This is a genomic window from Veillonella parvula (assembly GCF_902810435.1).
Taxonomy (GTDB): domain Bacteria; phylum Bacillota; class Negativicutes; order Veillonellales; family Veillonellaceae; genus Veillonella.
Map to the genome: position 1 here is coordinate 668,271 of NZ_LR778174.1, position 20,063 is coordinate 688,333.

Annotated in this window: 20 protein-coding genes and 1 tRNA gene; 19 read left to right on the forward strand and 2 right to left on the reverse strand. The window is 39.0% G+C overall.

What is annotated here, in order from left to right; translation table 11 throughout:
• Nucleotides 1-69 precede the first annotated feature (69 nt).
• The 6 genes from FNLLGLLA_RS02880 (at nt 70) to FNLLGLLA_RS02905 (ending at nt 5,119) form a co-directional block, all read left to right on the forward strand.
• On the forward strand, nt 70-2,313 hold the full coding sequence (locus tag FNLLGLLA_RS02880) for an autotransporter family protein (protein ID WP_077708615.1): 2,244 nt from the start codon (nt 70-72) through the stop codon (nt 2,311-2,313).
• Nucleotides 2,314-2,411: 98 nt separating this feature from the next.
• A complete protein-coding gene (locus FNLLGLLA_RS02885; RefSeq protein WP_021148410.1) occupies nt 2,412-2,870 on the forward strand; it encodes a low molecular weight protein-tyrosine-phosphatase in 459 nt (152 codons plus the stop codon).
• A 140-nt stretch (nt 2,871-3,010) separates the two neighbouring features.
• Nucleotides 3,011-3,085, forward strand: a tRNA-Arg gene (locus tag FNLLGLLA_RS02890).
• Between the two features lie 371 nt (nt 3,086-3,456).
• On the forward strand, nt 3,457-4,272 hold the full coding sequence (locus tag FNLLGLLA_RS02895) for a class I SAM-dependent methyltransferase (RefSeq protein ID WP_174892250.1): 816 nt from the start codon (nt 3,457-3,459) through the stop codon (nt 4,270-4,272).
• A 9-nt stretch (nt 4,273-4,281) separates the two neighbouring features.
• Nucleotides 4,282-4,629 carry a nitrous oxide-stimulated promoter family protein gene (locus tag FNLLGLLA_RS02900; RefSeq protein ID WP_008601536.1) on the forward strand — a complete coding sequence of 116 codons (348 nt, stop codon included), beginning with the start codon at nt 4,282-4,284 and terminating at the stop codon, nt 4,627-4,629.
• Nucleotides 4,619-5,119: a folate family ECF transporter S component gene (locus FNLLGLLA_RS02905; protein WP_021148408.1), complete on the forward strand. Its 501-nt coding sequence runs from the start codon at nt 4,619-4,621 to the stop codon at nt 5,117-5,119. Before FNLLGLLA_RS02900 ends, FNLLGLLA_RS02905 begins: the two co-directional genes overlap by 11 nt.
• A 77-nt stretch (nt 5,120-5,196) precedes the next feature.
• Here FNLLGLLA_RS02905 and FNLLGLLA_RS02910 read toward each other — a convergent pair whose 3' ends face one another.
• The gene (locus FNLLGLLA_RS02910) at nt 5,197-5,475 is read right to left on the reverse strand and encodes a hypothetical protein (RefSeq protein WP_008601532.1); all 279 of its coding nucleotides are present in this window, start codon (nt 5,473-5,475) and stop codon (nt 5,197-5,199) included.
• Nucleotides 5,476-5,666: 191 nt separating this feature from the next.
• Between FNLLGLLA_RS02910 and ilvB the strand changes: the two genes are divergently transcribed.
• The 13 genes from ilvB to dcuC all read left to right on the forward strand — a co-directional run bounded on the left by ilvB (nt 5,667) and on the right by dcuC (nt 19,322).
• Complete coding sequence (gene ilvB, locus FNLLGLLA_RS02915) at nt 5,667-7,394, forward strand: biosynthetic-type acetolactate synthase large subunit (protein ID WP_077708614.1); 1,728 nt, start codon at nt 5,667-5,669, stop codon at nt 7,392-7,394.
• A gap of 8 nt (nt 7,395-7,402) precedes the next feature.
• Entirely contained in the window at nt 7,403-7,915 is a 513-nt protein-coding gene (ilvN, locus tag FNLLGLLA_RS02920; RefSeq protein WP_119562691.1) for an acetolactate synthase small subunit, read from the forward strand.
• Between the two features lie 187 nt (nt 7,916-8,102).
• Nucleotides 8,103-8,690, forward strand: coding sequence for a beta-class carbonic anhydrase (locus FNLLGLLA_RS02925; protein WP_156697004.1), 588 nt, complete (start codon nt 8,103-8,105; stop codon nt 8,688-8,690).
• 133 nt (nt 8,691-8,823) lie between these two features.
• Nucleotides 8,824-9,180, forward strand: coding sequence for a hypothetical protein (locus tag FNLLGLLA_RS02930; RefSeq protein WP_232055005.1), 357 nt, complete (start codon nt 8,824-8,826; stop codon nt 9,178-9,180).
• Nucleotides 9,181-9,272: 92 nt separating this feature from the next.
• Nucleotides 9,273-10,595 (forward strand): purple acid phosphatase family protein, encoded by a 1,323-nt coding sequence (locus tag FNLLGLLA_RS02935; protein ID WP_156697002.1) that lies wholly within the window; start codon nt 9,273-9,275, stop codon nt 10,593-10,595.
• A gap of 223 nt (nt 10,596-10,818) precedes the next feature.
• Nucleotides 10,819-12,003: a M20 metallopeptidase family protein gene (locus tag FNLLGLLA_RS02940; protein ID WP_174892251.1), complete on the forward strand. Its 1,185-nt coding sequence runs from the start codon at nt 10,819-10,821 to the stop codon at nt 12,001-12,003.
• Nucleotides 12,004-12,034: 31 nt separating this feature from the next.
• Complete coding sequence (gene argF / locus FNLLGLLA_RS02945) at nt 12,035-13,045, forward strand: ornithine carbamoyltransferase (protein WP_156697000.1); 1,011 nt, start codon at nt 12,035-12,037, stop codon at nt 13,043-13,045.
• A gap of 110 nt (nt 13,046-13,155) precedes the next feature.
• Nucleotides 13,156-14,106, forward strand: coding sequence for an N-acetyl-gamma-glutamyl-phosphate reductase (gene argC, locus FNLLGLLA_RS02950; protein ID WP_156696999.1), 951 nt, complete (start codon nt 13,156-13,158; stop codon nt 14,104-14,106).
• A gap of 10 nt (nt 14,107-14,116) precedes the next feature.
• Entirely contained in the window at nt 14,117-14,974 is an 858-nt protein-coding gene (gene argB, locus FNLLGLLA_RS02955) for an acetylglutamate kinase (protein ID WP_156696998.1), read from the forward strand.
• Nucleotides 14,975-15,059: 85 nt separating this feature from the next.
• Nucleotides 15,060-16,247: an aspartate aminotransferase family protein gene (locus tag FNLLGLLA_RS02960; protein ID WP_156696997.1), complete on the forward strand. Its 1,188-nt coding sequence runs from the start codon at nt 15,060-15,062 to the stop codon at nt 16,245-16,247.
• A gap of 137 nt (nt 16,248-16,384) precedes the next feature.
• Nucleotides 16,385-16,567 (forward strand): hypothetical protein, encoded by a 183-nt coding sequence (locus FNLLGLLA_RS02965; RefSeq protein ID WP_004696604.1) that lies wholly within the window; start codon nt 16,385-16,387, stop codon nt 16,565-16,567.
• Nucleotides 16,568-16,766: 199 nt separating this feature from the next.
• Nucleotides 16,767-17,945 carry a M20 metallopeptidase family protein gene (locus tag FNLLGLLA_RS02970; protein WP_156697032.1) on the forward strand — a complete coding sequence of 393 codons (1,179 nt, stop codon included), beginning with the start codon at nt 16,767-16,769 and terminating at the stop codon, nt 17,943-17,945.
• A gap of 21 nt (nt 17,946-17,966) precedes the next feature.
• Nucleotides 17,967-19,322 (forward strand): C4-dicarboxylate transporter DcuC, encoded by a 1,356-nt coding sequence (dcuC, locus tag FNLLGLLA_RS02975; protein WP_156696996.1) that lies wholly within the window; start codon nt 17,967-17,969, stop codon nt 19,320-19,322.
• Between the two features lie 174 nt (nt 19,323-19,496).
• Here dcuC and FNLLGLLA_RS02980 read toward each other — a convergent pair whose 3' ends face one another.
• Nucleotides 19,497-20,060 carry a DUF4125 family protein gene (locus tag FNLLGLLA_RS02980; protein ID WP_118091397.1) on the reverse strand — a complete coding sequence of 188 codons (564 nt, stop codon included), beginning with the start codon at nt 20,058-20,060 and terminating at the stop codon, nt 19,497-19,499.
• Nucleotides 20,061-20,063: the final 3 nt, after the last annotated feature.

Below are 20,063 nucleotides of genomic sequence, written 5' to 3' on the forward strand. Positions count from 1 at the left end.
TTTAGGGTGTACGTATAAATGCGTTCTGTGAGAGCCTCGTATTAAGCGAGGTAAGAAAGAGAGATTTTTATGAAATTACAACGAAATGTATCAGCTGTGATGGCTGCATTGGTATTAACTGGAATGACCTGCTCTGCATTTGCTACAGAAATTAATGCCACAAGCGATAAAGCGGAGGAATTGCTTGGCTTAACAATGGGGTCACCGGTACAAACACAACCAGAAGTTAAGCATATAGAAGATACCTTGACGGTTAATGTGCATGGTAAAAGCTTAACAGATACAGGTAAAACTAAAAATGTATCAGGTATTTATAATGGATTTGGATCACAATTGACGGTGGATAAAGATTTGATTGTACGCCTTAAAAATGATGCACCAGCCTCAAAAAGGGAACTCGGTCATTACTATATGAGCGCTGTGTATGCTGGTTACGGTGGTAAAGTGCCAAGACTCAGCAAGGACAATCCTGATAGAGATTATGGAGATACTAATATTCACGTCAAAGGCAATGTAGATATCGATGCTATCGGTGTCGGTTTACAAGCTAATCAACGTGGTCATATTATTGTTGATGGTGGTGGACGTATCATCACGCATCCTTTAGAAACTTCTGATACTTACTCTGTGGTGGCAGAAGAGGGTGATGTATATGTTAATACTGGCTCTGATGGTAAACATCCGGGGTCTAAAGAATTGGTCGCTGTTGGGAATGTAGGGTTAATTAATAAGGATTATGGACGTGATCCAAATCATAACGAAATGCCAACGAATATAGCATTAGCTTTTACAACACCTAATTCTAAACTTACGGGCGCTGTATTAAATGAATATGCTGAAAGCAATAAGAACCCTCATAATTCTGGTGCTGATATTTACTTACAAAATGGAGGGACTTGGAATAATGAATGGATTGGTATGGAGCGGCCTACCCCTAAAAGAGAACGTCCATCTGGGGATAATGCAGCATATCTATACAAGGGCAGTAAGGTTCGTAATCTCGTAGGTGGATCAAATCCAGCGGCAGCCGGTATCCTTCATCCTATCGATGCACGGCCTATTACAATTCAAAATTATAGCGGCTATGTGAATGCTGTTTATAAGGCCGGTGTTCCAGCTAGTGAAAAAGGAAAGGGGAATATTGTTGTTGAACATGCTGCAGATAATAGCCATATTACCTTGCAAGGCGATGGAGCTAATTTGACTAATGATGATAGCTACCGAAAGGAAATACAAGCCTTAGCTGATAAATTACAATATACTGGCAATGATAAAAAACTGAGCACAACAGTTCAAATCAATGAAGGGATTACTCGTCCAGGTGCTGTTGCAGAACTAGGTGCAGATCATTTTGACTCGCAGGGGCGTCTTGTTGTAAATGATACAACAAAGATTAATCGTGCTAATGAATCATCCTTAGTGAGTGATTCAAAATCTGCTCTTACATCGACTGCTATGGCATGGAAGAGTAATACCAATGATTTACAACGCCGTTTAGGAGATCTTCGTTTAGCTAATACAAACCAAGGTGTATGGGCAAAATATATAGGCGGTAAATCTAAAATCACAGACGGTGCTGATGCACATATGACGTATAATGGGGTACAAGTCGGCTACGATCATAAGGCTTCTAATGGTTGGATTTTTGGCGGCGCTATTGATTACAGTACATCTAGTAATTCATATGCCAACGGTAGTGGTGATGGCAAACTTGGCGGCATCGCCTTGTATGGCACAAAACAACATGATGATGGTCGTTATTTAGATATCATTGCACGTGGTAATAGATTATCCAATGATTATAAGCTCTACTCCGTAGGTGGACAACGTGTGAACGGTGATTACCATACATATGGCACATCCTTAAGCGCTGAATATGGTAAACGTATTAAGAAGGAAAATGGCTTCTACATCGATCCTAGTGTAGAATTTATTGTAGGCCGTTTGAATGGTGTATCCTATGATGCTTCTGTTGTCGGTGGTGGTTCTATGCATGTGAAAGCTGATGCTGTGAACTCTGCTGTAGGCAGACTTGGTATTGGCATTGGGAAAGAAACAGAAAAATCCAATATCTTCGCTAAATTAGCATTAGCGCATGAATTCTCTGGTAAGGTAAATACAACATATTCCGCACCAGGCAATCCAACAGTACAAACAACAGTAGATTTGAAGGATACATGGCTCGATGCTGAAATTGGTGGGTCTTGGAGTGTCCGTCCTAGTACATATCTATATGGTACATTCACTAAAAACTTTGGTGCTACTGTAGAAAATACATGGCGCATTGACGCTGGGATACGGCATAATTTTTAATTGAATATTGCATTAATGGTCCTTATAGCGTATGCTGTAAGGACCATTAGTATATAAGGAGTTTTTTATGATTAAGTTTCTATTCATTAGGAGTTATAATGGTTAATATTTTATTCATCTGTCATGGCAATATTTGCCGTTCTACGATGGCAGAATTTTATATGAAGCATATCGTTGAGCAGGCTGGACTAAGTGATTCTATTTATATTGAGTCTGCAGCTACATCTCGTGAGGAGATAGGGAACGACACTCATTATGGGACTAAAGATAAATTAGATGAAATGGGTATTCCCTATACTCGTCGCAAGGCACGACAAGTGACGATGGAAGATTATTACAACTTTGATTATCTCATCATTATGGATGAAAATAATGCGCGTAATTTAAAGCGTATTATTGGGGATGACGTAGATTTTAAGGTTTACAAGGCAATGTCGTTCATTGGTGAAAGCCGTGATGTAAAGGATCCTTGGTATACGGGAAACTTTGACGAAACCTATGATGATGTCAGTCGTAGCTGTGATGCTCTACTAGCAGTGCTTAAAGAGAAATTTTAAGCGGAAGATATATACTGATGGGTCCTCAATGGTAGCTGAAATTTTAATCTACATTGAGGGCTTTTCTATAAGCCTATCTGCCTCATATACTTTATACTATCGAACCATAGCGTAATATGGTATAATTTTTAGGTATTCATGTGCCTATAGCTCAGGGGATAGAGCGCCGGTCTCCGGAACCGGGTGCGCAGGTTCGAATCCTGCTAGGCGCACCAAATAAAAGGCTTCTCGAAATTTCGAGAGGCCTTTTTTGTATGTATTAATGGGAGAGAAATACATGGCGATATATGCATGAATTAGTTAGAGATAGATAAATACATGAGCTGAGGTGCTGATAAGATTTCGATATAGAGTTTTATATTTAATAATATCGAAATAACATAATAAATGTGATTTGGGTAACACATTTTGTTTTGAGAATGATGTACAATAAGGATAGCTATATGAAAATCTGAACATCCTAGCCGGAACACTAGGACATATAGGGGAGCGTTAAATTACGTAGTGAATTTAACTAAGTGAATATTACTTATATATGTATCAATAGCCCATCCATTTAGGTATGGGGCTATTTAGAGGGGATAATATGACAAATAAAATACAAGAGCTTACCGTCAACGAAGTTTGGCGTGATGAGCAAGACGCATGGAACCATCGTTCCGAGTACTTTGTAGAAATGCACAATCGCGAGGATCGCAAGGCTCAGGTCACTGATTTTTTAGCCTTCTTAAAGGATGAAAATTTATTACCTGCAGCGAATGGTCGTACACTTGATGTAGGCTGTGGTGTTTGTGATTATGCATTGGGCTTAGCTCGTGAAGGCTATAAAGCGACTGGTATTGATTTATCTGATGGTATGATTCGTGGTGCTAAACAATTGGCAGAGGCAGAAGGTTTAGATCTTAGCTTATATATTGGACCTTGGTCTGATGAAACTCGTCGAGAACTCGGTTGGGATAAAAGCTTTGACCTGGCATATAGTATCTTCTGCCCAATTATGGTTGATGTAGAAAATATTCGCGCTATGCATGATGCAAGTAAGGATAAATGCTTGTGGATTGCTTTCAGCGAACGCAGTGACGAAATGGTAGATATGCTATCTGAACATTTCTTTGGTCGTGATTCTTTCCCATGGGATGGCAAGATGAAAGAGTGTTTAGATGCAATCTATGAGATGGGGCATAATGTGAAAGTAACTTATAAAACAGTTCCTGAAACAGAGGTTATGTCTCTTGAAAAGGCAGTTAATTATTTTACCATGCGACTTCATAATAATGGATGGGGAGACATGGAAGACATGAAAGAAGAGATTAGAAATCTCATTGAACCACTAGCTATTGATGGAGAAATTCATAATAAGACTGTTGATAAGGTGGCATGGGTTTCATGGTCTGTGAAATAGGAGAGAACCATGACAGTTGATGAAAAACGTAAGTTAGAACTAAAAACTATGTACCAAATTATTGGCATCTATTGTCATAATAAGCACCACACTCCTAAAGGGCAACTTTGTGAGGAGTGTCAGAAAGTTTGGCAATATGCAGAACATCGTATAGATGTATGTCCTCATATGGAAAGCAAAACCTTCTGTAGCGTATGTAAAACGCATTGCTATGCTCCTACGTATCGTGAGAAAATACGTGAAATCATGCGCTATGGTGGACCTAGAATGTTATTTGTATCACCCATTCAAGTTGTTCGTCATATGTATTTAGAGTGGAAGGATAGAAAAAGGAACCGTACATCTTATGAAAACTGATATGATTGTAAAGACAGGAATATTTGTAGCCTTGACGGTCTTACTATCTTATATATTTGCTATTCATACTACATTTATACATATTACCTTTGGATTCTTATCAACCGCTATATTTGGCATTCTTTATGGGCCTATGGCAGCAGGTATAATGGCTGCTATTGCCTGTTTTATAGGTATGTCCCTATTTGGGCAAGGGGTATTCTTTCCCGGCTTTATCGTATCTGAATTTCTTGTAGGCTATGTGTATGGATATTTTTTACACGGTCGTAATGTTACATTTAAACAATTACTTTTACCGGAAACGATTGTTACTGTATGCATACATCTGATATTGAATACAATGTGGCTTACAATATTTTATAACAAAGCAGTATCTGCTATATTTATTGGACGTCTTATTAAAAATATCATTTGTTTCCCTTTAGAAATTGCACTGATTTTAATAGTGTATAAGGCAGTCAGCAAGTTTATGGTACAAAAAAAGCTATAATCTTACAGTATACTAAAATGCACCCCTAACATTAGATTATATGTTAGGGGTGCATTTTTATTTGTAAATATAGCCTTTTACGCGAGTGCTTTGTCCAATACAGCTTTGATTAAAGATTTTGTTTGGTCATAGCTTTCACCAGGTTGCGCCTCGTATTGTTTGTCGAGGTCGAACCACAAGTTTGGATAGTATTCATATGGGTGAGTTTTGAAGAGCTCATGAGCATCTTGATCTTCAACCCAGTTGATGTGAATATCTGCGTATGCAGGATTTTCTGCAACGAGTTCATCGATAGCACGGAATGCATTGGCGCAATAAGGGCAACCGTTTAAATGGAAACCTAAGATTTCTTTCATGATATTCAGTCCTTTCAAAATAGAATCTACATATATTTCTATAATTTGAGATTTTATACATATTCATGTACCACAACATATGGTACACTACTGAGTATAACATATCTAGATAAGATATTCAATTTTTAGATATATCTGATGTGAATATTGAGAATTCGATATGCATGCATTATATAAATAAGGAGATACCTATGATTTCAGGCGCACAGTATTTGGTAAAAGCCCTTCAAGAGGAGCAGGTAGAGTTTTTATTTAACTATCCTGGGGCCGCAACCATCGATATCATGGATGAATTATATAAGCAAGATAAGGTAAAAGTGATTTTGCCTCGTCATGAACAAGCCTTAGCTCATGCTGCAGATGGCTATGCTCGGAGTACTGGTAAAGTAGGGGTGTGTATGGTAACCTCCGGTCCAGGTGCTACAAATCTTGTGACTGGTATTGCCACAGCGTATGCAGATAGTGTGCCCCTCGTTTGTATTACTGGACAAGTTGATTTAGGCCTCATGGGCAATGATGCTTTTCAAGAGGTAGATACTGTTGGTATCGTCCGCAATATTTGTAAATATGCCGTTACTGTTCGCGACCGTAAAGATTTAGGTCGTATTTTGAAAGAGGCCTTTTACATTGCTCGCACAGGTCGTCCAGGCCCTGTTGTAGTAGATATTCCTAAGAATATTCAGAAGGCTATGGGGTCAGATGAATATCCAACAGAGATTAATATTCGCGGTTACAAACCAAATACCACTGTTCACGTAGGTCAAGTTAAAAAGGCCTGTTCTATTATTAGTAAAGCTAAAAGGCCTCTATTCCTATTAGGCGGTGGGGTAAGTATTAGTGGGGCCAACGACCTTATGATGGAGTTGGTTGAAAAAACAGGGATTCCTGTTGTAACAACCTTGATGGGAAAAGGTGCTATTGATAGCCGTCATCCATTGTATCTTGGTAATGTAGGGATTCACGGTGGCTATGCCCCTAATGTGGCTATAACTGACTGTGACGTGATGATTTCTATTGGTACGCGCTTTAATGATCGTATTACCGGTAAACTAAGTACCTTTGCACAAAATTGTAAGATTATCCATATTGATGTAGATGCGGCATCTATTTCTAAAAATATTAAGGTTGATATTCCAATCGTAGCAGATGCTAAATTGGCTATTGAAAAAATCTTAGAATATATTGAACCTCACGACCTTGGCGAATGGCCAAAACAATTACAGCAACTTAAGGCAGATCGTCCTGTCACTCAAGCTGACGAAGAGGGGTTAACACCTCAAACTGTTATCGAGTACATCAATCATCATTATGAACATCCTATCGTTACAACCGATGTGGGTCAAAATCAATTGTGGACTACCCAGTTCCTTGATGTGAAAGGTCAATATCAAATGTTGACGTCTGGTGGCTTAGGGACTATGGGCTATGGTTTCCCTGCTGCATTAGGGGCGCAAATGGGAAATCCAGATAAGCGTGTATTTGCCATCTGTGGTGATGGTGGCGTGCAAATGAATATCCAAGAGTTTGCCACTGCTATGCACTACCGTTTGCCTGTGACGTTAATTATTTTAAATAATGGCTTCCTCGGAAATGTACGCCAATGGCAGCAATTATTTTACGATAAACGTTACGCTTGTACGAACTTGATGATGGATGAAAGTGCCATTGTTACGCGAGACATAATCGACAATGATGAGTTTGAGTATGTACCGGATTTTGTGAAATTGGCGGAAGCTTATGGCGCAAAGGCAATGCGTATTACTAAGGTAGAGGACATCGAAAAAGGGTTCCAATTGGCAGATACTTTCAAAAATGGTCCAACCCTACTCGAGTTCATCATTCCAACGGAGCTCAATGTGTTGCCAATGGTACCAGCAGGTAAGTCTTTAAGTGATATGTTGTTGAAGGATAAAAAATAGGAGGGGCTATGGAAGTACAAATGAAAAAACGCTGTATTTCAGCGTATGTAGAAAACCAAATCGGTGTACTAGCTAAGATTTCAGGCCTCTTCGCAGGCAAAAATTATAATCTTGATACATTGACGGTAGGGGAAACTGAAGACCCTACCATGTCTCGTATGACGATTGATCTTACTTGTGATGATTTGACGTACGAACAAATTATTAAGCAACTAAATCGCAGTGTGGAGGTTATTAAAGTTATCGACTTTACTGACATGCGAATTACGAAAAAAGAATTACTATTTATCAAGGTCAATAGCTGTAAAGAAGCGGACAAACAAGAAATTTTTCGCATTGCCAAAACCTTTGATTTGTTAGTTGTGGATTATAATCGTAAATCTGTACTTGTTCAATGTGTAAAAACTGTATCTAAAAATAATGATATGATTGCCTTATTTAAAGATATGTTCGTGAACCGTATTGAAGTCGTGCGCGGTGGTAGCGTTGCCATTGAAGCCTTATCCACACCTGACAAATAAGGTGTGTACTCTAAATGTACTTTATAAGCGTTTTAGGTCTATTCAAATATATAATACATGTATTTGAATAGACCTATTTTTTGTGGCTTAAAGCGTGTACAACTTAATATGATATAATATGTATATCGACCATTATTGATATAGAGAGCTTGGTTGTATGCCGAGACCTTTAACTATAGGAGGTATCATGAGTTTATTAGATGATATTTTAGCCCACAATAGAGAATATGTAGAAGATCAAAATACAGGTTATGTAGATACAGATACAAAGTGTAGTAAAATGCCTAGCCGTGAAATGGCTATTGTTACATGCATGGATACGCGCCTCGTAAACTTTTTAGAGGATTCTATGGATATTGGGCGAGGTGAGGCAAAGATTGTTAAAACGGCAGGCAATTGTATTACAGGCCCTTTTGATGGTATTGTACGGAGCTTGCTCGTATGTATTTATGAGTTAGGTGTTAACGAAATCTTTATTATTGGTCATCACGAATGTGGCATGGCTAAAACTACAGCAAAAGATTTAACAGAAAAAATGTTAGCTCGTGGCATTTCTCCAGAAGCGATTCACATGGTGCGAAAAGAAATGGAACGTTGGGCTGATGGTTTTACCCATCCTGCAGAAAATGTGGAAGAAACAGTGGACGAATTGCGTATGAATCCTTTAATTCCTAAAGACGTGCCAATTCATGGACTTATCTTCCATCCTAGAACGGGAGAAATTGAAGTCATCGTTAATGGCTATACGCAAATGAAACAATATTACGAAAAATAATAGGTAAATTCTTTAATAGAGGTATTGTGAATTGAGCAATATAGATAGATTAGATACATTTGAGGGAGCGTGTAAACAGTTTCTTACGGATCTTTCAAATTTTAAAAAACTCATTTCCAACCGAGTTCAATCGTTGGATGATCAAGAATGGTTATTTGATAAAGGTTTCATTAAGGTCTGTAGTGCTGATGAAAGTGGACGAAAGAAACGCTGCAAAGTTGGGATAGCATATAGACTACAGGTTGAGTTATCTCAAGTTGATGCGGAAACTATATGGGCAGAATTTAGTCGGTTTTGGGGTGGCACTACTTTAAATCAGATTGAAAGAGTAGGTAGCAATGAGGAACTAGGTCGCTATCAATTTATAGCCAATAACTCCTTAGGGGATGAGCTTACCTGTGATATCTATTTACCTAATGAATGGAACATACCGCAATTAAATATGTTGGGATGTATTTCTGCTAGATATAGAAACGTAGATGTTGAATAAGTATAGAAAAATCTTATTTGGCTTAAAGTTAAGTTTAAGTTTTATAATGTGTTCATATTAGTACTTAATAGATATCTACATAAAGGACCTATATGAATAAAAGTAAACTATTAAAAACAACTGTAGCTATTGTGGTTTTGGCTGTATTAGTTACTGGAGGCTATGTATATAAAGATGCCATACAGAGTCGTATAGCTAGAACAGCGGCTGTTGTAAGTGGCCAAGAGATAAAGCCGCTCCTCGATTCTGAAAGTCGATACATTCGACAAATTGTAGCTCAAGATAACAGCACGAGTCGTACTATTATGTGGCAATCAGATAACAGCGAAGCTGATGCGGTAATAGAGTATCGTCTTGTTGGAGCCGATACGACTCAAACGATAAGAGCTACAGATAAAGCTTTTACCGATGATGGTAGTACTACCTATATCCATGAGGGAACATTAACTGGTTTGGCGCCTAATACTAAATACGAATATCGAGTTGGTTATGGTAGTGATCGCCGTAGTGATTGGTACTCCCTGGAAACGGCTGGCGCCAGTGTGTATGATGTTCTTATCTATCCAGATTCTCAATCTGGCGATTATTCTGCGTGGGAGCAGATTGTTAAGGATTCCGCACATCGCAATCCAAGGACGGCCTTGTATATTAGCATGGGCGATCTCGTAGATAATGGGGAGCAGGCATATCAATGGCGCACTTGGTTGAATTCCATCAGACCATTGAGTGCTAATGTGCCGTTAGCAACGACCTTAGGCAATCATGAGATGTATACATTAGATTGGAAAATGCGCGAGCCTTATGCATATTTGAATTACTTCGCAGTACCGCCTAATGGGAATGAAATATTTAATCGCCGTTATTATTCCTATGATTTTGGCGATGTGCATTACGTTGTATTAGATACGATGTTGTATGAAAGTAATCATGAGGATAATCATGATACTCATCATCCTGATTTGTACGATGTAGAGGTTCAGTGGCTACGTCAAGATTTAGCAGCTAATACTAAAAAGTGGACTGTAGTCCTCATGCATCGTGATCCATTCCGATATGCCTTTGACCGACCAGGTGCAAGTCGCGATGTAGGTTTCGATGATGAGGGCGTATTATTTATGCCTATCTTCGATGAGTTTAATGTAGACTTAGTTTTATCTGCTCATTTACATACATACCGCAACCGTGGCCATGTACGAAACTTTGATCGAGACCCATCTGGTCCACTATATATCCTTACAGGTATAGCTGGTGATGCACGACGTCCTAAGTGGAAGCAACATCCCTTAGATGTATATGTAGCACCTCAGCCTGAAACGAATAATTATATGTCTATGACCGTAACACCAAATAAGCTGATTGTAAAATCATTTTTACCTGATGGTACTCAGCTCGACGAATCAGTCATTGAAAAATAAGAAAAGACACCTTCTTTGGGAGGTGTCTTTTCTTATTTTTCTCTAATTAAAGGTAGCAAGAATCCATGAGTAAAATTGATTAATAATATAACAAATAAAAATACAGAATGTTTGTATAAATACTTGCTTATTATGGTAGGTAGTATTATAATACGTGTATAGATTATAAAAATACACAAAATATGTATAAAATATACATACAGTGTATAAAGGAGATAGAGTAATGAACACATTACAAGATTTAATTAAGAAATATGCCTCCCAATATAAAGAACAAGTTGTGGAATGGCGCCGACATATTCATAGTCATCCAGAGTTATCTGGTGAAGAAAAAAATACCTCTTTATTTATTCAAAAGGTGCTTGGTGAACTAGGAATTCCCTTTGTAAACGATGTTTCTGATTATGCTGTTATCGGTAAGATAGAAGGTGCTCATACAGGCCCTGTTATTGCATTGCGTGCCGATATGGATGCGTTACCCATACATGAAATAACAGGCTTGTCCTTTGCTTCACAAAATGAAGGCGTTATGCATGCCTGTGGTCATGATAGCCACATGGCAATTTTACTTGGTGCAGCGGCGATTCTACAATCCATTAAAGATCAATTACATGGGACTGTGAAACTGGTATTCCAACCTTCTGAAGAAGAGGCTTTATTCCCAGGGGCTCAAGGCATTGTTGATAGCGGTATCCTCGACGATGTGGATGAGATATATGGCCTTCATGTGGTGCCTCAATTGCCAGTAGGTACGGTAGGTCTTAAAAAAGGCAATCTTATGGCTGCTTCCGATCATTTCGTTGTGCATATTAAAGGAAAATCAACCCATGCTGCTGAGCCACATAACGGTGTAGATGCTATCGTAGCTGCTGCAAACTGGATTGTAAATGTAGAGTCGATGGTAGCTCGCGAAACGAATCCTATGGAAAATCTCGTGTGTACTATCGGAGTTATTAATGGTGGGGACCGATATAACGTAGGATGTGGTGATGTGTATCTTGAAGGTACTTGTCGGACCTATGAACCAGAAAAACGTGATTATATTGAGCGACGATTAGGTGAAAGCTTACAGGCCCTCGATGTGATGTTTAAAACGGAAAGCACTTTGGATTATAAACGTGGTCATGGTGCTACTATCAATAATCCAGAGGCCATCGATTATGCCACATCTATTGTAGAGAAATATCTTGGTAAAGACGCAGTGGTACATCCTGAGTTCCCATCCATGGCAGCAGAAGACTTCTCCGCCTATCTTCATAAAATCAAAGGTGCGTTCCTTTGGTTAGGCACTGGCTTTGAAGGCAATCCGGCTTTGCATAATGCAGCTTTCACCATCGATGAAAGTATCCTTGAACCAGGTATCACAATGATGGCAGCTATTGCCGCCGAATATTTACAAGAAAAGTAGTTAAACACATAGTTTGAAATAAGAGGTTATCATGAAAAGTTTACAACATACATCATTTAAAACAATGCTTCAATATACACCAGAGGAAATTAAATACTTCTTGGAGTTAGCAAAAAAATTAAAAGCTGATAAAAAAGCAGGTAAAGAAATCAAAACATTGGTGGGTAAAAACTTTGCATTAATTTTTGAAAAGGATTCCACACGGACACGTTGTGCCTTTGAAGTCGGGGCTGCTGATCAAGGGGCTTTTACAACATATCTTGGTCCTACAGGTTCTCAAATGAATAAGAAAGAATCCTTAAAGGATACGGCTCGTGTTCTTGGCTCCATGTATGATGCCATTGAGTTTAGAGGCTTTGACCAAGAGGATGTAGATACATTGGCAGAATACTCTGGTGTACCAGTTTGGAATGGACTTACCGATATGGATCATCCTACACAAACATTAGCCAATTTCTTAACACTTCAAGAAAATATCGACAAACCGTTGAATGAAATTTCTTTTGCCTATGTAGGTCATGGTCAATCTAATATGTGCAATGCTTTGATGAGTGGTGCCGTTAAAATGGGGATGGATTTCAGACTTATTGGCCCTAAACAATACTGGCCAGCTGGTCCATTCTACGAAGAGTGCTTAAAGGTGGCTAAAGAAACAGGTGCTACTATTACTTGTACAGATGATGTAGCTGAAGGGGTTAAAGGCTTAGATGTTATTTACACTGGTGTGTGGGTAACGATGGGCGATACATATGATATGTGGGAGGAACGTATCAATACCTTTAAACCATTCCAAGTAAATGCAGAAATGATGGCATTAACTGGCAATCCAAATACTAAGTTCTGCCATTGTTTACCTGCGTTCCACAACACAGAAACACAAGTAGGTAAAGATATTTATGAACGGTTTGGCATGAATGGCATTGAGGTGACCGAAGAGGTATTCGAAGGGCCAAACTCTTTAGCGTTCCAAGAAGCAGAAAATCGTCTTCATACTATTAAGGCGGTTATGGTTGCCACATTTAGTGACTATCCATTGAAGTAAGTTCATCTCCCTAGAAGGTGATGTATGGTATAGTTGGTTTTCTATTTATACTGGTTCAAGGGATGTATAAATAGGTGTGAGTCACCAATAGGTGAGAATTGAGGTTTATTATGACACCCCACAGAGTATTTATTGTTGGTCATGAAGGCACAACGGGTCTTAGAATTCATGAACGATTATCCGATCGAAAAGATATAGAACTCTTAGCGACTGCTGATGAGGATCGCAAAAATGTAGAGGCCATTAAAGTGGTCGCAAAAAAGGCAGACATCGTATTTCTTTGTTTACCTGATGCGGCATCTAAAGATATTATGGCGGTTATCGGTGACTTGCCGTGCAAGGTAATCGATACATCTACCGCTTTTAGAACTGATTCTAATTGGACCTATGGTTTCCCAGAACTTGGTACTAATTATAAGCTAGCTATTGCTACTAAAAAACATATTGCAAATCCTGGCTGTCATGCGAGTGGTATGATTGCTTGTATAGCGCCTCTTGTAAAGGCAGGGCTCGTGCCAGCGGATTATCCTTTCACTATTACATCCTTAACAGGCTATAGCGGTGGTGGTAAGAAGATGATTGGTCAATATGAAAGTAGTCCTAAGGACTATTTCCTTTATGCTCCACGTCAATATGGGCTTGGTCAAGAACATAAACATTTACCCGAAGTACAACATGTATGCGGCCTTAGTGAAGCACCAATTTTTATGCCAATCGTTGATGATTACTATTCTGGGATGGAGGTTACAGTAGGTATTCATAGTCGTTTATGTCATAAACCTGTTTGTATTGATAAGGTACAACAAACGTTAGAATACTTTTACAAAGATAGTACAATCGTTACGGTTGCACCATTTACTGAAAATAGCAATAGCGGTATGTTAAACGCTAATCAATTGAGCAATACGGATAGCATGAAAATCTATGTCACTGGTAACGATGAACGCATTATGGTTCACGCCATTTTCGATAATTTAGGTAAAGGTGCATCGGGTGCCGCCGTTCAATGTATGAATATTGCATTGGGGTTACCAGAGGATACTGGTTTAGTATTAGGTTAGAGAGGAATCTATGAAGAATGTAACAAATGCAATGCGGGCGCATATCTTAACGGCGGCCGTTCCATATATAAAACAATACACAGATCAGTACGTTGTCGTTAAATACGGCGGCAATGCCATGGTGGATGAAGAGTTAAAGAAATCTGTCATGAAGGATTTACTATTACTTCAATTAGTGGGGGTAAAAGTAGTCCTCGTTCATGGTGGTGGTCCAGCTATTAATAGCACCTTAGAGGCGATGCAAATTGAATCACATTTTGCTAATGGATTACGTGTTACCGATGAAGCAACGATGGATGTTGTACAAATGGTGCTAGCCGGCAAAGTGAATAAAGGGCTCGTGGCGGATTTAACGGATCTTGGTGGCAAAGCTGTTGGCCTTTGTGGCGTAGATGGCAACATGATTCAAGTTCATAAACAAAACGAAGAACTTGGTTACGTAGGTTATATTGATACCATTGATACCAGCATTATCCATGACGTAATTAGCCGTGGCTATATTCCGGTTATTTCTTCTATCGGCATGGGAGCCGATGGCAAGACCTACAATATTAATGCGGATACGGTAGCTGCGAAAATTGCAGGTGCCCTCAAGGCGGAAACCATGGTAGCTATGACCAATATTGATGGTGTATTGCGAGATGTGCATGATCCAGATTCTTTAATTTCTAAAATTACGATGGCTGAGGCAGTTCAGTTAAAAGCGGATGGTGTCATTGCAGGCGGTATGATTCCAAAGGTAGATTGCTGCTTAGAGGCCATAGAAGCAGGGGCACAAAAGGTATTTATCATCAATGGTGAAATTCCACATGCCATTCTTATCGAGTTATTAACCGATGAAGGCCTTGGCACCATGTTTGTTGCTTAATATAGTAAACATAATACTGGTAATCATCTATTGGGTATCTTTTACATAGATAGACGACGGCATGACCGTACATTTGGAGGATATAATGAGTAATGCAATCGATTTTGAACAACAAGATAAAGAATATATAGCCAATACGTATGGTCGGTTTAACGTATGCTTTGAAAAAGGAAAAGGTTCTCTCTTGTGGGACGTAGATGGTAAAGAGTACATCGACCTCGGCTCTGGTATTGGCGTAACCGCCTTTGGTGTTGACGATGATGAGTGGACTGAGGCTGTTACTAAGCAGTCTCATGCGTTGAATCATATTTCTAATTTATACTATTCTTTGCCACAAATTGAACTAGCGAAACAACTCTGCGCGAAAACGGGGATGAAAAAAGTGTTTTTCTCTAACTCTGGTGCAGAATCTAACGAATGTGCGATTAAGGCAGCGCGTAAATACAGCCATGACAAATATGGCGAAGGGCGTCATATAATTGTTACCTTAGTCAATAGTTTCCACGGTCGTACTATTACCACCTTGTCTGCGACAGGACAAGATGTATTCCATCAACATTTCTTCCCATTTACGGAAGGCTTTATTCATACCCCAGCCAATGATATTGATGCGGCTTTGAAAGCCCTTGCTAATCCAGCTGTTTGTGCCATCATGATGGAACCTATTCAAGGTGAAGGTGGTGTTATGCCATTAGATAAGGAGTTTGTCCAAAGCGTAACAAAATATGCTCATGAACACGATCAATTGGTAATCATCGATGAGGTACAAACTGGTAATGGTCGGACTGGCAGCTTATATGCATACCAACAATTTGGTATCGAACCAGATGTTGTATCTACTGCAAAAGGTTTGGCCGGGGGGCTACCAATGGGTGCAACCTTATTCAATGAAAAAATGCAATATGTATTAAATGCTGGTGCTCATGCCACTACTTTTGGAGGTAATCCAATCTGCGCGGCTGCAGGTAATACCATTATTAGCCGGTTAACTCCTGAACTCCTTGACTCTGTAAAAGCAAAAGGGGAATACGTAAAGGCTACCTTAACTGGTAAACCTGGCGTTCTTGGTGTTAGCGGTATGGGCCTCATGCTTGGCATTGAAACTACGGTTGATGCTAAAGCCGTTATAGCTAAATGTCTTGAAAAAGGCGTAGTATGTTTATCTGCTAAAAATAAGGTGCGTCTTTTACCATCTCTTAATATTCCGCAAGAACAATTGGAAAAAGCTATTGCTATTTTAGCCGATGTGATTGAAGAATTAGCGGCACAGTAAGATTTTGTTTAACTTTCATAAATATTGTTTACTATAGTTATGTAACATTGAACTATGGAAATAAACCGATGATTATATAGACTTTACTCCGTATTCGTGTTACCCTAAAAGAAACAGTCTATATTGGAGGAGTAAATATGAATACAGAATCCTTACGTAATGAAGTATTGGTTCCAGCGGTAGCAAAAACGTTGGACATTGCAGCTAAAGCAAAACCTACAAAAGAAGAAATTATCACAACGGCGAAAATCACCGCTGCTGTGACAGTTGCAACAGCTGTTGTATCCTTAGCGGTACAAGCAGTATTGCGCAACCGATAAGAAACTGAGAAAACGACATGGCGTTGCCTGTCGTTTTCTTTTACATTTACCCTGTTATTCCCCTAAACAAAGGGTTTTTCTTGGTACAGTAGATTTTGTATTTATAAATTCGTAAACTGTTTAATCAATATATATTAACAATGCATATTGATATACGATTGATATACTGAAATTAGAGGATATTAGAGGAGGCGATATGATGCATAGTCGCGATTTAATAGAACAATATAAAGGTTATGTTCAAAATTGGCGTAGATATTTCCATAAACATCCAGAGCTTAGTAATGAAGAGTTTGAAACGACGAAGACCTTGGCTAAAGAGCTAGAGTCTATGGGCGTAGAGGTTCATGTAGATACAGACCGTGGTATCGGATTAATCGGCATTATTCATGGTTCTAAGCCTGGCAAAGCCATTGCGTTACGTGCTGACATCGATGCATTGCCTGTTCATGAACATAATGCAGTAGATTATAAATCTGAAGTAGAGGGTAAAATGCATGCCTGCGGTCATGATGGACATATGGCTATTTTACTAGGTGCGGCAAAGATGCTAATGTCTATGAAAGACCGCATCGAAGGCGATGTATATTTAGCATTTCAACCTGCGGAAGAAACTGGAGCAGGGGCTCCGGATTTCATTAAGTTTGGCGATTGGTATGATAAGGTAGATGCTATCTTTGGAGGGCATGTGTGGATCGATTTGCCAGCGGGTCTTGTGTCTGTTGAGGAAGGTCCTCGTATGGCTGCAAGTAGCCAAATTACTATTAACGTAAAAGGCAAACAAGGTCATGGTGCGCAGCCACACCAAGCGGTCGATGCTATCGTGGTGGCTAGTGCCATCGTTATGAATTTGCAAACTGTGGTTTCTCGTAATGTGAGTGCCCTTGATTCCGTCGTTGTTACGATTGGCAATATTCACTCTGGCTCAGAATGGAATGTCATTCCTGGGGAAGCTTCCATGGGCGGTACGGTTCGTTTCTTTGATCCAAACCAAGAACAATACATTGTCGATACTATTCGCCGCATTGTGGAACACACTGCAGAAGCCTATGGAGCGACTGCTACATTAGAATATATAAAAAAAGTGCCTCCTACTATTAATGATCCTGAATCCAGTGAACTTGCAGAACGTGTCGTTATTGATACATTAGGTGAGGACAAGCTTTCTAAGATGCGTAAAGTAATGCCTGGAGAAGATTTTGCATGGTATTTACAAGATAAATCAGGATGCTTTGCCTTTATTGGTATTCAAAACCCTGAAGTAGAAGCTACATACGATCATCATAATAATAGATTTAATATGGATGATACCGTATTATCTGCAGCATCTGCGGTGTATACTGAATATGCAATTCAGTGGTTAAAAGAACATAACTAAAATTCTATGTAAGAGGTTCTTATGAATATAGTTATATGTCTCATTATTATTGCTATAACAGGCATATTATTGATGAAGCGCTATCAACCACAGCCTATTTTGATTGGCATGGGAATCCTCATGATGTTCATCGCTTATGAGGGAAAATGGATTGATGCCATATTAGTTGATGGTCAATCTACAGGGGTTCTTATATTTGATGCCATGGATATCGTAAGGATAACGACATCTAATAATATAGTTAATTTGGGCCTTATGATTATGACTTGTGCAGGCTATGCAAAATATATGGAATATATTGGGGCAGGAACGCGACTCGCAGATACTTTTATCCGCCCTTTATATCGCCTTAATCGACCATATATTGTGTTAGCCCTTATGTTTTTACTCAATATGGGATTAGCTATTTGTGTTCCCAATCCTTTGAGTCTTGCTCTCCTCATGATGGTCACAATGTATCCTGTTTTAGTTCGATTAGGTGTAAGTCCTGTAGGGGCGGCTGCAGTTATTGCTACGGGACACCTTATGGATGTAGGACCTGGGGCGGTGTCTACTTTATTGATTGCAAAGGTATTAAATATTCCTGTGCCAAACTATTTTGTAGGCTATCAGTTGAGGATTTATTTCTTAGTTGCTATTGTGACTGCCATAGCGCACTTCTGGTGGCAGAGATATCGAGATCGAATTGATGGCCCTATGGATGTAAATGATCTTGAAAGCATTCCTAAAGCGCCTATTGGTCCCAAGCTATATATGATATTCCCATTATTACCATTGTGTTTTATCTTAGGCTTTAGCCAGTATGGTTTTTCTGGTGTAAAGATGAATGTTACTCTTGCCATGATGCTTGCCTTTGGCATTGCTCTAATGACAGAATTAATTCGTCATCGAAATCTGAGAACTGTACTTAAGAGCACCACAGTTTTCTTTGAAGGTATGGGGAATCAGTTCTCTTATGCAGTGACTCTTATTATAGGGGGGCAAATCTTTGCACAAGGTTTGGTTAGCCTAGGCCTTATTGATTCGTTAGTTAGTGCACTTCAAACACTATCCTTAAACTCTATTGGACTTACCTCTGTTCTTGGAGGGGGGATGCTGGGACTTAGTATGGTTACAGGTAGTAACGTAGCACCATTATTTACGTTAGTTCCACTAGTACCTAATATTGTATCTAATCTTAGCCTAGATCCAATTACAACTATGTTGGGAATGCAAAATGGTGCAAGCTTAGGTTTATTCTTAAGTCCTATTAGTCCTGTAATGGTCGGTGTAGCAGGCGTGGCTCATATTAAATCGGTAGATTTACTTAGACGAACCTCGGTTCCTGTAATCGTAGCACTTATTACGAGCTGTTTAGGAATATGGATATTCTATTAATATCAATGAATAATATAATAAGGAATGTTATTTTGTAGGAATAACTTGTTGAATTAAAAATTTAATCTACTTGAATTAAAAAAGAAAACAGGCTCAATCTTAGTATTTCTAAGACCTAGCCTGTTTTCTTCATATTTATGAGAGGAAAATGGAATGGAAGCTATGTAATGTCATTTACGAGTGCAAGGCATTGAGATATTCTTTTACGGGGTTGATTCCATTTTTAGAACATTGTAAAAAGTGTGCTAAAATGTTTTCCAATGTGACCTCTGAATAGGACTGGAGCTCTCCTGTCATATAAGTTTCTACAGAGGTGTGGGTTTGGCTATTATTGATTGCTTCTATTGGCCTATGCTTTGTATCGAATCCTGGAATTTCCCGTTGTATATCTAATTCCCATTTCATATACAATGTCATAATCGCAGTAACTAATGAATGTTTTACTGTTGAAATGGGAGGTAGTTTATCTTGTATATTCAAGAATTCATCAGGATGTGTATAGGCCATCATATATCCATACTTAAAGGTGATGAGATTTTGACCTTTCATATGAGCTACTTCTAAGTCATGCAAGTAGGATTGCAAGACTGGAGAGGAGTACATAGACCAATAAGCATGGCGAGATATGATGAAGTTAGCCATTTGATCTTGGCATGCAGAACGTTGTCCTACATTTTGTGTCTTCGTAAATAGTGGCCATTCTTTTTGGATTATAGATATGATTAAATCATCTTTCATAAT

Excerpts from the sequence above, each read along its gene's own strand:
- FNLLGLLA_RS02880 (WP_077708615.1), top strand. The coding sequence starts at position 70 with ATGAAATTACAACGAAATGTATCAGCTGTGATGGCTGCATTGGTATTA.
- FNLLGLLA_RS02885 (WP_021148410.1), top strand. The coding sequence starts at position 2,412 with ATGGTTAATATTTTATTCATCTGTCATGGCAATATTTGCCGTTCTACG.
- FNLLGLLA_RS02895 (WP_174892250.1), top strand. The coding sequence starts at position 3,457 with ATGACAAATAAAATACAAGAGCTTACCGTCAACGAAGTTTGGCGTGAT.
- FNLLGLLA_RS02900 (WP_008601536.1), top strand. The coding sequence starts at position 4,282 with ATGACAGTTGATGAAAAACGTAAGTTAGAACTAAAAACTATGTACCAA.
- FNLLGLLA_RS02905 (WP_021148408.1), top strand. The coding sequence starts at position 4,619 with ATGAAAACTGATATGATTGTAAAGACAGGAATATTTGTAGCCTTGACG.
- FNLLGLLA_RS02910 (WP_008601532.1), bottom strand. The coding sequence starts at position 5,475 with ATGAAAGAAATCTTAGGTTTCCATTTAAACGGTTGCCCTTATTGCGCC.
- ilvB (WP_077708614.1), top strand. The coding sequence starts at position 5,667 with ATGATTTCAGGCGCACAGTATTTGGTAAAAGCCCTTCAAGAGGAGCAG.
- ilvN (WP_119562691.1), top strand. The coding sequence starts at position 7,403 with ATGGAAGTACAAATGAAAAAACGCTGTATTTCAGCGTATGTAGAAAAC.
- FNLLGLLA_RS02925 (WP_156697004.1), top strand. The coding sequence starts at position 8,103 with ATGAGTTTATTAGATGATATTTTAGCCCACAATAGAGAATATGTAGAA.
- FNLLGLLA_RS02935 (WP_156697002.1), top strand. The coding sequence starts at position 9,273 with ATGAATAAAAGTAAACTATTAAAAACAACTGTAGCTATTGTGGTTTTG.
- FNLLGLLA_RS02940 (WP_174892251.1), top strand. The coding sequence starts at position 10,819 with ATGAACACATTACAAGATTTAATTAAGAAATATGCCTCCCAATATAAA.
- argF (WP_156697000.1), top strand. The coding sequence starts at position 12,035 with ATGAAAAGTTTACAACATACATCATTTAAAACAATGCTTCAATATACA.
- argC (WP_156696999.1), top strand. The coding sequence starts at position 13,156 with ATGACACCCCACAGAGTATTTATTGTTGGTCATGAAGGCACAACGGGT.
- argB (WP_156696998.1), top strand. The coding sequence starts at position 14,117 with ATGAAGAATGTAACAAATGCAATGCGGGCGCATATCTTAACGGCGGCC.
- FNLLGLLA_RS02960 (WP_156696997.1), top strand. The coding sequence starts at position 15,060 with ATGAGTAATGCAATCGATTTTGAACAACAAGATAAAGAATATATAGCC.
- FNLLGLLA_RS02965 (WP_004696604.1), top strand. The coding sequence starts at position 16,385 with ATGAATACAGAATCCTTACGTAATGAAGTATTGGTTCCAGCGGTAGCA.
- FNLLGLLA_RS02970 (WP_156697032.1), top strand. The coding sequence starts at position 16,767 with ATGCATAGTCGCGATTTAATAGAACAATATAAAGGTTATGTTCAAAAT.
- dcuC (WP_156696996.1), top strand. The coding sequence starts at position 17,967 with ATGAATATAGTTATATGTCTCATTATTATTGCTATAACAGGCATATTA.
- FNLLGLLA_RS02980 (WP_118091397.1), bottom strand. The coding sequence starts at position 20,060 with ATGAAAGATGATTTAATCATATCTATAATCCAAAAAGAATGGCCACTA.